The organism is Pseudomonas fluvialis, from assembly GCF_014207935.1.
Lineage (GTDB): Bacteria > Pseudomonadota > Gammaproteobacteria > Pseudomonadales > Pseudomonadaceae > Aquipseudomonas > Aquipseudomonas fluvialis_A.
In genome coordinates this window covers 235005-245133 of record NZ_JACHLL010000001.1, presented here as the reverse complement: position 1 = coordinate 245133, position 10129 = coordinate 235005, and the positions used below count along the sequence as shown (strand labels likewise).

12 protein-coding genes and 1 riboswitch are annotated in these 10129 nt (G+C 65.5%); of the genes, 9 read left to right on the top strand and 3 right to left on the bottom strand.

The genetic code is table 11. The annotated features are described in order from the left end of the window. Positions 1 to 60: 60 nt before the first annotated feature. A complete protein-coding gene (gene ettA, locus HNP49_RS01210; RefSeq protein WP_184679892.1) occupies positions 61 to 1728 on the top strand; it encodes an energy-dependent translational throttle protein EttA in 1668 nt (555 codons plus the stop codon). Positions 1729 to 1797: 69 nt separating this feature from the next. Here ettA and trxA read toward each other — a convergent pair whose 3' ends face one another. The 3 genes from trxA to HNP49_RS01195 form a co-directional block, all read right to left on the bottom strand. Continuing rightward, the gene (gene trxA, locus HNP49_RS01205) at positions 1798 to 2670 is read right to left on the bottom strand and encodes a thioredoxin (protein WP_184679891.1); all 873 of its coding nucleotides are present in this window, start codon (positions 2668 to 2670) and stop codon (positions 1798 to 1800) included. A 68-nt stretch (positions 2671 to 2738) separates the two neighbouring features. After that, on the bottom strand, positions 2739 to 3392 hold the full coding sequence (locus HNP49_RS01200) for a methyltransferase (protein ID WP_184679890.1): 654 nt from the start codon (positions 3390 to 3392) through the stop codon (positions 2739 to 2741). Then, the gene (locus HNP49_RS01195; protein WP_184679889.1) at positions 3389 to 3838 is read right to left on the bottom strand and encodes a YbaY family lipoprotein; all 450 of its coding nucleotides are present in this window, start codon (positions 3836 to 3838) and stop codon (positions 3389 to 3391) included. Before HNP49_RS01195 ends, HNP49_RS01200 begins: the two co-directional genes overlap by 4 nt. A gap of 114 nt (positions 3839 to 3952) precedes the next feature. On the opposite strand from HNP49_RS01195, the gene nrdR reads away from it, so the two are divergent. From nrdR to HNP49_RS01155, 8 genes are all read left to right on the top strand, one after another. Further along, complete coding sequence (gene nrdR, locus HNP49_RS01190) at positions 3953 to 4411, top strand: transcriptional regulator NrdR (RefSeq protein ID WP_095940643.1); 459 nt, start codon at positions 3953 to 3955, stop codon at positions 4409 to 4411. Beyond that, positions 4412 to 5530 carry a bifunctional diaminohydroxyphosphoribosylaminopyrimidine deaminase/5-amino-6-(5-phosphoribosylamino)uracil reductase RibD gene (gene ribD / locus HNP49_RS01185; RefSeq protein WP_311772052.1) on the top strand — a complete coding sequence of 373 codons (1119 nt, stop codon included), beginning with the start codon at positions 4412 to 4414 and terminating at the stop codon, positions 5528 to 5530. A gap of 57 nt (positions 5531 to 5587) precedes the next feature. Further along, positions 5588 to 5745, top strand: a riboswitch (FMN riboswitch). An 85-nt stretch (positions 5746 to 5830) separates the two neighbouring features. Continuing rightward, positions 5831 to 6490, top strand: coding sequence for a riboflavin synthase (locus HNP49_RS01180; RefSeq protein ID WP_184679888.1), 660 nt, complete (start codon positions 5831 to 5833; stop codon positions 6488 to 6490). Positions 6491 to 6505: 15 nt separating this feature from the next. Next, a complete protein-coding gene (gene ribBA / locus HNP49_RS01175; protein WP_184679887.1) occupies positions 6506 to 7600 on the top strand; it encodes a bifunctional 3,4-dihydroxy-2-butanone-4-phosphate synthase/GTP cyclohydrolase II in 1095 nt (364 codons plus the stop codon). Positions 7601 to 7688: 88 nt separating this feature from the next. Continuing rightward, positions 7689 to 8165 (top strand): 6,7-dimethyl-8-ribityllumazine synthase, encoded by a 477-nt coding sequence (gene ribE, locus HNP49_RS01170; RefSeq protein ID WP_095940392.1) that lies wholly within the window; start codon positions 7689 to 7691, stop codon positions 8163 to 8165. Between the two features lie 14 nt (positions 8166 to 8179). Further along, positions 8180 to 8653 carry a transcription antitermination factor NusB gene (nusB, locus tag HNP49_RS01165; RefSeq protein ID WP_311772066.1) on the top strand — a complete coding sequence of 158 codons (474 nt, stop codon included), beginning with the start codon at positions 8180 to 8182 and terminating at the stop codon, positions 8651 to 8653. 14 nt (positions 8654 to 8667) lie between these two features. Beyond that, entirely contained in the window at positions 8668 to 9636 is a 969-nt protein-coding gene (gene thiL, locus HNP49_RS01160; RefSeq protein ID WP_184679883.1) for a thiamine-phosphate kinase, read from the top strand. Beyond that, on the top strand, positions 9629 to 10120 hold the full coding sequence (locus HNP49_RS01155; protein ID WP_184679881.1) for a phosphatidylglycerophosphatase A: 492 nt from the start codon (positions 9629 to 9631) through the stop codon (positions 10118 to 10120). Before thiL ends, HNP49_RS01155 begins: the two co-directional genes overlap by 8 nt. Positions 10121 to 10129: the final 9 nt, after the last annotated feature.

Here is a 10129-nt window from a genome sequence, read left to right as displayed (position 1 = left end):
CGTCCTGAACAGCATAGGCCGCTCCCGGCAGTTCCTCATTTTCCCGCAACAAGGTCAGTCATGGCTCAATACGTCTACAGCATGCACCGGGTGAGCAAGGTTGTTCCCCCGAAGCGTGAAATCCTCAAGGACATCTCCCTGTCGTTCTTCCCCGGCGCCAAGATCGGTGTGCTGGGCCTTAACGGCGCCGGTAAATCCACCCTGCTGCGCATCATGGCCGGCGTCGACACCGAGATCGACGGCGAAGCCCGCCCGATGCCGGGGATCAAGGTCGGCTACCTGCCCCAGGAACCGCAGCTGGACCCGCAGAAGACCGTGCGTGACATCGTCGAAGAGGCCGTGGGCGAGATCAAGCAGGCCCAGGCCCGCCTCGACGAGGTCTACGCCGCCTACGCCGAGCCGGACGCCGACTTCGACGCCCTGGCCGCCGAGCAGGCCAAGCTGGAAGCCATCCTGCAGAGCGCCGACGGCCACAACCTGGAACGTCAGCTGGATGTCGCCGCCGACGCCCTGCGTCTGCCGGCCTGGGACGCCAAGATCGAGCACCTCTCCGGTGGCGAGAAGCGCCGCGTGGCGCTGTGCCGCCTGCTGCTGTCGGCCCCGGACATGCTGCTGCTGGACGAGCCGACCAACCACCTGGACGCCGACTCGGTGGCCTGGCTGGAGCACTTCCTGCACGACTTCCCCGGCACCGTGGTGGCGATCACTCACGACCGCTACTTCCTCGACAACGTCGCCGGCTGGATTCTGGAACTGGACCGTGGCCACGGCATCCCCTACGAGGGTAACTACTCCGGCTGGCTGGATTCCAAGGCGGCTCGTCTGGCCCAGGAAGCCAAGCAGGAATCCTCCCACGCCAAGGCCATGAAGGCCGAGCTGGAGTGGGTGCGCCAGGGCGCCAAGGGACGCCAGGCCAAGTCCAAGGCCCGTCTGCAGCGCTTCGAGGAAATGCAGTCGCAGGAATTCCAGAAGCGCAGCGAGACCAACGAAATCTACATCCCGGCCGGTCCGCGCCTGGGTGACAAGGTCATCGAGTTCAAGAACGTCTGCAAAGGCTACGGCGACCGCGTGCTGATCGACGACCTGTCCTTCAGCATCCCCAAGGGCGCCATCGTTGGCGTGATCGGTGGTAACGGTGCCGGTAAATCGACCCTGTTCCGCATGATCATGGGCAAGGAGCAGCCGGATTCGGGCAGCATCGAAATCGGTGAAAGCGTGCAACTGGCCAGCGTCGACCAGAGCCGCGACAGCCTTGATGGCAGCAAGACCGTGTGGGAGCAGGTTTCCGACGGCTTCGACATGATCAAGGTCGGCAACTACGAGGTGCCGTCGCGTGGTTACGTCGGTCGCTTCAACTTCAAGGGCGCCGACCAGCAGAAGTTCGTCAAGGACCTCTCCGGTGGTGAGCGCGGCCGTCTGCACCTGGCCCTGACCCTGAAGCAGGGCGGCAACGTGCTGCTGCTCGACGAACCGTCCAACGACCTCGACGTGGAAACCCTGCGTGCTCTGGAAGAGGCGCTGCTGGACTTCCCGGGCGTGGCCGTGGTGATCTCCCACGACCGCTGGTTCCTCGACCGTATCGCCACCCACATCCTCTCCTACGAGGACGACGGTAAGGTGTACTTCTTCGAAGGCAACTACACCGAGTTCGAAGCCGACCGCAAGAAACGCCTCGGCGACGCGGCCTCCCAGCCGCACCGCGTGCGTTACAAGAAGCTGGCGCAGTAAGCGTTCAGCTGCAAACAACAACGGCGCCGGAAGGCGCCGTTGTTGTTTGATCCCGATGCAACCTGGCTGTCAGTACAGCGCCTGATACAACTTGCGCCGGTAGGCGGTGACCAGCGGGTGATCGCTGCCGAGCAGGTCGAACACCTGCAGCAGGGTCTTGTGCGGCAGACCGTTCTCGTAGCCGCGGTTGCGCACGAACAGCCGGAGCAGGGCGTCCAGCGCCGGCTCGTACTGCTGGCGTGCCAGTTGCCAGATGGCCAGCTGGTAGGCGGCCTCGTCGTCCTGCTCGTTCTGCGCCAGACGTGATTTCAGCGTGGCGGCTTCCGGCAGTTGTTCGACCTGACGCAGGAAGGTCAGCTGCGCCTTGGCGCCGGCCAGGGCCTGCTTGTGTTCGTCGCCCTTCACCGCATTGAGCACGGCCTCGGCCTCGCCCAGCTCGCCGCGTTCGGCCAGGCAGCGGGCGTAGAGGATCAGTGCCGCGCCGTTCTCGTTGTTCTCGGTCAGCACCTGCTTGAGCAGGGCCTCGGCCTCACCGATGCGGCCTTCGGCGAACAGCGCCTGGGCGGCTTCCATCGGGTCGGCGGCCAGCGGTGCCGGCTCGGCCACATGGGGTTTGAGCATCTCGCGGATGGCCGACTCCGGCTGGGCGCCGGCAAAGCCGTCAACCGGCTGGCCGTCTTTGAACAGCACCACGGTCGGCAGGCTGCGGATGCCGAAGCGCATCACGATGTCCTGTTCGATATCGCAGTTGACCTTGGCCAGCAGCAGTTCGCCGCGGTACTCCTCGGTGATCTTGGCCAGCAGCGGCATCAGAGCCTTGCACGGCGCACACCACTCGGCCCAGAAGTCCACCAGCACCGGCTTGTGGAAGGAGTTCTCGATGACCAGCTGTTCAAAGCTGGCACTGCCTGCGATGTCGAAGATGTAAGGGGTGTCGCTCATGTCGGATCTCAGATGGAGGCGAGGGCAATGCGGCTAAAGATGCGGGCTCTGGCGCCGGTATACAAGGGTTAGCGGCGGGCGTGATACAGGCTGACGTTGCGAAACTCGGCCGGCTCGGCCAGGTCCGGCCAGGTGCAGGCGTCCAGCATGCCCAGGCGTTGGTAGAGCGAGTGCTGGAAGTCTTTGACCCTCGAGTCGGCTACCAGGGCCTCGCGGCCGCGACTGAGGAAGTGATCGAGCAGCGGCAGGTTGGCGCGGTCGTAGAGCACGTCGGCGACGATGATCAGGTCGAAACGGTCATCCTCGGCGAAGAAGTCCGGCGAATAGCTCAGCTCAACGCCATTGAGCGCCGCGTTGGCGCGGCAGGCTTCGATCGCCAGTGGGTCGAGGTCGCAGGCCACCACTTCCAGCGCCCCCGCCTTGGCCGCAGCAATGGCCGCCACACCGGAGCCGGCGCCGAAGTCCAGCACGCGCTTGCCGCGCACCCATTCGGGCCGTTCGGCTAGCCAGCGGGCCAGAGCCAGGCCGCTGGCCCAGCAGAAGCACCAGTAGGGCGGCTCTTCGAGGATGCGCCGGGTTTCCTCGGCGTTGAAGGCGCGGTCCATGTTCAGCGCATCGATCAGCCATAGCCTGAGGTCGGTGCCGGGCAGGGTTTCGACGCTGAGCTGGGCGTCGCCGAGCAATTGCTGCAGCGGTTGCAGCAGGCTGAGCGGGGCGCTCATGGCGCACGCACCAGCTGCAGCGGTCCGAAGTCACGGCTCTGGGTCGGATTCAGGGATTGCGGTGGCAGACGCAGAATCAGCCGGCCGGACTGGCTGACCCGGGCGCGCAGTTCGAAACGGCCGTCACCCGGAAGGCTCTGCGGATCAAAACTCAGCGCAAAGGGCAGGGCGCCGCCCTGGCCCAGCAGGCGCTGGCTGGCATAGCTCTTCAAAGGGCGGCCCTTGCTGTCGACCTGCAACAGGGCGATCTCAGCTTCGGCGTCGGCAGGAATGCCCAGCAGGCTGCCGCTGAGTTGGCGCAGGTGGCCCGGCAGCGGCGCGGCAATGGCCTGCTCGGAGCTCGGGCGTTTGGGCTTGGCCGGTGCCGGCGAGGCTTTTTCCGGCTGGCTGCTGCAGGCGGCCAGCAGCAGGGCGAGGGACAGCAGCGCAAGGCGGTGCGGGGACATGGGCAGGCTCCCGGTGAAATTCGACGGGCGCCTGTATACCGCAAAGTGGCTGGCTTGTCTTGAGAGTGGGATCGGCTACCATGGCCGCTTCATTTGCCACTGCCAGTTGCCGCCATGCATTGTCCGTTCTGCGGTGCCCACGACACCAAGGTCATCGATTCCCGTCTGGTCGCCGAGGGCGAGCAGGTGCGCCGCCGGCGCGAGTGCCTGGCCTGCGAGGAACGCTTCACTACCTTCGAGACCGCCGAACTGGTGATGCCGCGCCTGATCAAGTCCGATGGCAGCCGTCAGCCCTTCGACGAAGAGAAGCTGCGCGCCGGCATGCAGCGGGCGCTGGAGAAGCGCCCGGTCAGCGTCGAGCGTCTGGAAGAGGCCATCGCCCATATCAAGCACAAGCTGCGCGCCACCGGCGAGCGTGAGGTGAAGTCGCGGGTGCTCGGCGAACTGGTGATGACCGAACTGTCCAAGCTCGATGAAGTGGCCTATATCCGCTTTGCCTCGGTGTACCGCCGCTTTCAGGACCTCAACGAGTTCCGCGAAGAGATCGAGCGCCTGTCGCGGGAGCACGACTGAGTGCCGCTGTCCGATCAGGCCTATATGGCGCGGGCGCTGGAGCTGGCGCGCAAGGGGCTGTATTCCACCCATCCCAATCCGCGCGTCGGTTGCGTGATCGTCCGTGATGGCCAGATCGTCGGCGAGGGCTGGCACGCCAAGGCTGGCGAGCCGCACGCCGAAGTGCACGCGCTGCGCGCCGCCGGCAACCGGGCGCGCGGTGCCACCGCCTACGTGACGCTGGAGCCGTGCAGCCACTTTGGTCGCACTCCGCCCTGCGCCAATGCGCTGATCGAGGCTGGTGTGGCGCGGGTGGTGGCGGCGATGCAGGACCCCAATCCGCAGGTGGCTGGGCAGGGGCTGGCACGGCTGGCCGAGGCTGGCATCGAAGTGGCCTGTGGTGTGCTGGAAAGCGAGGCGCGGGCACTGAATGTCGGCTTCATCAAGCGCATGGTGCGCGGCCTGCCGTTTGTCCGGGTCAAACTGGCGATGAGCCTGGACGGGCGCACGGCCATGGCCAGTGGCGAGAGTCAGTGGATCACCGGCCCTGCGGCGCGCGCCGCGGTGCAGCGGCTGCGCGCCCAGTCCAGTGTGGTCATCAGTGGTGCCGATACCGTGCTGGCCGATCAGGCGCGGCTGACGGTGCGTGCCGAGGAACTGGGACTGAACGCCGAGCTGACGGCCCTGGCCATCGACCGGCCGCCGCTGCGCGTGCTGATCGACGGGCGCCTGCGCGTGCCCCTCGATGCGCCTTTCTTTCAGGCTGGCAGAACGCTGGTGGCGACCTGCGCGGTGGCCTCGGCGCGGCAGCGCTATCAGGAAGAGGGGCATGAATTGCTGGCCATTCCCCACGCCCATGGCCATGTCGACTTGCGCAAACTGTTGCAGGAGCTGGCCGGGCGTGGTGCCAACGAGGTGCTGGTCGAGGCCGGGCCGAAACTGGCCGGCGCCTTTGCCCGCGCCGGGCTGGTCGACGAGTACCAGTTGTTTGTCGCCGCCAAGTTCCTCGGCTCCTCTGCCCGCCCGCTGCTGGACTGGCCGCTGGCGCGTATGGCCGAGGCGCCGCAGCTGAAAATCACCGATATGCGCGCCGTGGGGGATGACTGGCGGATTACCGCTGTACCCGTTGCCAGTGCCTAGTACGCTCCCGTGGCGCGGCAATCTGTGGTAAAACTGCCGCAGCCACGCGAGTGGCCATAACGTTCTCAGGGCGGGGTGCAACTCCCCACCGGCGGTAATGCAGCGCAAGGCTGCTAGCCCGCGAGCGCTCCCACGGCTTACCAGTCGGCGGAGGTCAGCAGACCCGGTGTGATTCCGGGGCCGACGGTCATAGTCCGGATAAAGAGAGAGCGGGATTGCGTGACGGACGCGCCTGGCGTGTGTCCGGTCCATCCCTTTCGATTCTTGTGCCCTGTTTTTCTCAAAACAGGAGTTTCAACCGTGTTCACCGGCATTATCGAAGCCATTGGCACCATCCGCGCGCTGAGCCCCAAGGGTGGCGATGTGCGTGTCTATGTGGAAACCGGCAAGCTGGATCTGGCGGACGTCAAACTGGGCGATAGCATTGCTGTCAACGGCGTGTGCCTGACTGCCGTGGAGTTGCCTGGCGACGGCTTCTGGGCCGACGTCAGCCGCGAAACCCTGGCGCGCACCGCCTTTATCGATCTCAAGACCGGCAGCAAGGTCAACCTGGAAAAAGCCCTGACACCGAGCAGCCGCCTGGGCGGCCATCTGGTCAGCGGCCATGTGGACGGAGTGGGCGAAATTCTCAAGCGCGAGGACAATGCCCGCGCCATCCAGTTCACCGTGCGCGCTCCGCGCGAGCTGGCCAAGTACATCGCCCTCAAGGGCTCGATCACCGTCGATGGCACCAGTCTGACGGTGAATGCCGTCAATGGTGCCGAGTTCGAGCTGACCATCGTGCCGCACACCCTGGTCGAAACCATCATGGCCGACTACCGCCCCGGACGGCAGGTCAACCTCGAAGTCGATCTGCTGGCGCGTTATCTGGAGCGTCTGCTGCTCGGCGACAAGGCCGCCGAGCCGGCCGCTTCTGGCATCAGCGAAAGCTTTCTGGCCGAACACGGCTACCTCAAATAAGTAAGGATTGGCCCCATGGCTCTGAATACCGCTGAAGAACTGATCGAAGATATCCGCGCCGGCAAGATGGTCATCCTCATGGATGACGAGGACCGCGAGAACGAAGGCGACATCATCATCGCCTCGGAATGCGTCACCGCCGAGCACATCAATTTCATGGCCCGTTTCGCCCGCGGCCTGATCTGCATGCCGATGAGCCGTGAGCGCTGCGAGCTGCTCAAGCTGCCTCTGATGGCGCCGCGCAACGGTTCCGGTTTTGGCACCAAGTTCACCGTTTCCATCGAAGCCGCCGAGGGCGTGACCACCGGCATTTCCGCGGCCGACCGCGCGCGCACCGTGCAGGCTGCCGTGGCCAAGGGCGCCGTGGCCGACGATATCGTCAGTCCGGGCCATATCTTCCCGCTGATGGCCCAGCCCGGTGGCGTGCTGGCCCGTGCCGGCCACACCGAGGCCGCCTGCGATCTGGCGCGCATGGCAGGTTTCGAGCCGAGCGGCGTGATCTGCGAGATCATGAACGACGACGGCACCATGGCCCGCCGTCCGGAGCTGGAAGTGTTCGCCGCCGAGCACAACCTGAAGATCGGCACCATCGCCGACCTGATCCACTACCGCCTGATTCATGAGCGCACCGTGCAGCGCGTTAGCGAGCAGAAGATCGACAGTGAGCTGGGTCAGTTCAATCTGGTCAGCTACCGCGATGCCCTGGACGACAGCGTGCACATGGCCCTGACCCTGGGCAGTATCTGCGCCGAAACGCCGACCCTGGTGCGTGTGCACAACGCCGACCCGCTGCGCGACCTGTTCATGGTCAAGCAGGCCGGGCGCTGGAGCCTGCGTGCGGCCATGGCCGAGGTGGCCAAGGCCGGTAGCGGCGTGGTGCTGCTGCTGGGCAATCCGATCAACGGTCCGGAGCTGCTGGCTCAGCTGGAACGCAGCCAAGGCGCGGAAAGCAAGTCCGCGAGCCCAGCGACCTACAGTACCGTGGGTGCCGGCTCGCAGATTTTGCGCGACCTGGGCGTGCGCAAGATGCGCCTGCTCAGCTCGCCGATGAAGTTCAACGCGATATCCGGCTTCGACCTGGAAGTAGTAGAATACGTGCCCGCTGAATAAGCCGGTCTGCCGACCCGCTGTTCATATCCTATGTTTACAGTGCGCTGTGAGTGGCGCACTGGCTCTTTAACGCCATACGAGACTCGCCATGACCCTGAAGACCATCGAAGGTACCTTCATCGCCCCCAAGGGCAAGTACGCCCTGGTAGTGGGCCGCTTCAACAGCTTCGTCGTCGAAAGCCTGGTCAGCGGTGCCGTTGACGCTCTGGTACGCCACGGTGTGAGCGAAAGCGACATCACCCTGATCCGTGCGCCGGGCGCCTTCGAGATTCCCCTGGTGGCCCAGAAAGTTGCCCAGCGTGGCGAGTACTCCGCCATCATCGCCCTCGGTGCGGTGATCCGTGGCGGTACCCCGCATTTCGAATATGTGGCCGGTGAGTGCACCAAGGGCCTGGCCCAGGTGTCCATGGAGTTTGGTGTACCGGTCGCCTTTGGCGTGCTGACGGTCGACTCCATCGAACAGGCCATCGAGCGTTCCGGCACCAAGGCTGGCAACAAAGGCGCCGAAGCCGCGCTCTCCGCTCTGGAAATGGTCAGCCTGCTGGCGGCCCTGGAGGCCAAGTGAGCCTGAATCACGATATCGACAGCCCCGAGCAGCCTGCCGGTAAGCCGGCCAAGGGCAAGACCGCGGCGCGTCGTCAGGCCCGTAGCCTGGCCATGCAGGCCCTGTATCAGTGGCACATGGCTGGCCAGTCGATCAACGAGATCGAGGCGCAGTTCCGCGTCGACAACGATTTCTCCCACGTCGACGGAGCCTACTTCCGCGAGATCCTGCACGGTGTACCTGCGCAGAAGAGCGATATCGACGAGCTGCTGATCCCGCACCTGGATCGTCCGCTGGCGGATCTCGATCCGGTCGAGCTGGCCATCCTGCGCCTCTCCAGCTTCGAGCTGCGCAATCGCCTGGATGTCCCGTATCGCGTGGTGATCAACGAAGGCATCGAGCTGGCCAAGGTCTATGGCGCCACCGACGGACACAAGTTCGTCAATGGTGTGCTGGACAAGCTGGCACCGAGCCTGCGCGCGGCTGAAGTCAAAGCCAACAAGCGCTGACCCGGCAGCTTGTTGTGGGCGAGTTCGAGCTTATCCGCCGTTTCTTCGCCGCCGCGTCCTGTGCCCAGGCCGGCGGCGAAGTCGCGTTGGGTATCGGCGACGACTGTGCCCTGCTGACCTTGCCTGCTGGTGAACAGCTGGCCGTGTCGACCGATACCCTGGTAGCCGGGGTGCACTTCCCCGATCCCTGTGATCCCTCTCTGTTGGCCCAGCGCGCTCTAGGCGTCACGGCTAGCGATCTGGCAGCCATGGGCGCCACGGCCATCGGCTTCACTCTCGCCCTGACGCTGCCTCAAGCTGGAGCCGACTGGCTGGCGGCTTTTGCCGGGGGCCTCAATCAGGCTGCCGAGCGTCATGGCCTGCGCCTGATCGGCGGCGATACCACGCGCGGCCCGCTGAGCCTGACCCTGACCGTGTTCGGCCGTGTCCCCGCCGGGGCGGCGCTGCGCCGCAGTGGCGCGCGTCCGGGCGACCTACTGTGTGTCGGTGGCAGCCTAGGCGATGCGGCGGCGGCCCTGCCGCTGGTGCTGGGCCAGCAGCAACTGCCCGCCGCGCTGGCGGAGCCCTTGTTGGCGCGCTACTGGCAGCCGCAGCCGCAGCTGGCATTGGGTCAGGCGCTGCGTAGGCTGGCCAGTGCGGCGCTGGATATCTCCGATGGCCTGCTGGCCGATGCCGGGCATATCGCCGCGTCTTCGGGTGTGGCGCTGTGTATCGAGCAGGCGCGTGTGCCGCTGTCGCCTGCTTTGCAGCTGCTGCCTCGCGAACAGGTACTGCGTGGCGCACTCAGTGGTGGCGATGACTACCGTCTGCTGTTTACCCTGCCGCCGGAGCATCTTGCCGAGTTGCAGGCGCAGTGGCCGGAGCTGGCTGTGCTGGGGCGGGTCGAGGTCGGGTGCGGCGAGGTAAGACTGTTGGCCGAGGATGGCCGCGAGCTGCCGCAGCCTGTAGGCGGCTATCAACATTTTGGACAAGACCGTGACTGACAACCCTGCGACGCCCATTCCACCCTCCGTGTGGCGCAACCCCTGGCACTTCCTCGCCTTCGGCTTCGGCTCCGGCACCATGCCCAAGGCGCCCGGTACCTGGGGGTCGCTGGTGGCGCTGCCGTTCATGCCGCTGTGGCAGATGCTGCCGGACTGGGGCTACTGGCTGATGCTGGGAGTGACCATGCTGTTCGGCTTCTGGCTGTGCGGCAAGGTCGCCGATGACCTGCGGGTGCACGACCACGAAGGCATCGTCTGGGACGAGATGGTCGGCATGTGGATTACCCTGTGGCTGGTGCCCGCCGGCTGGCAGTGGTTGCTGCTAGGCTTCCTGGTGTTTCGCCTGTTCGATATTCTCAAGCCCTGGCCGATCCGCTGGATCGACCGGCATGTGCATGGCGGGGTCGGCATCATGCTGGATGATGTCCTGGCCGGAGTCTTCGCCTGGCTGAGCATGCAGTTGATCATCTGGGGTTTCGCCTGACAGGAGGCT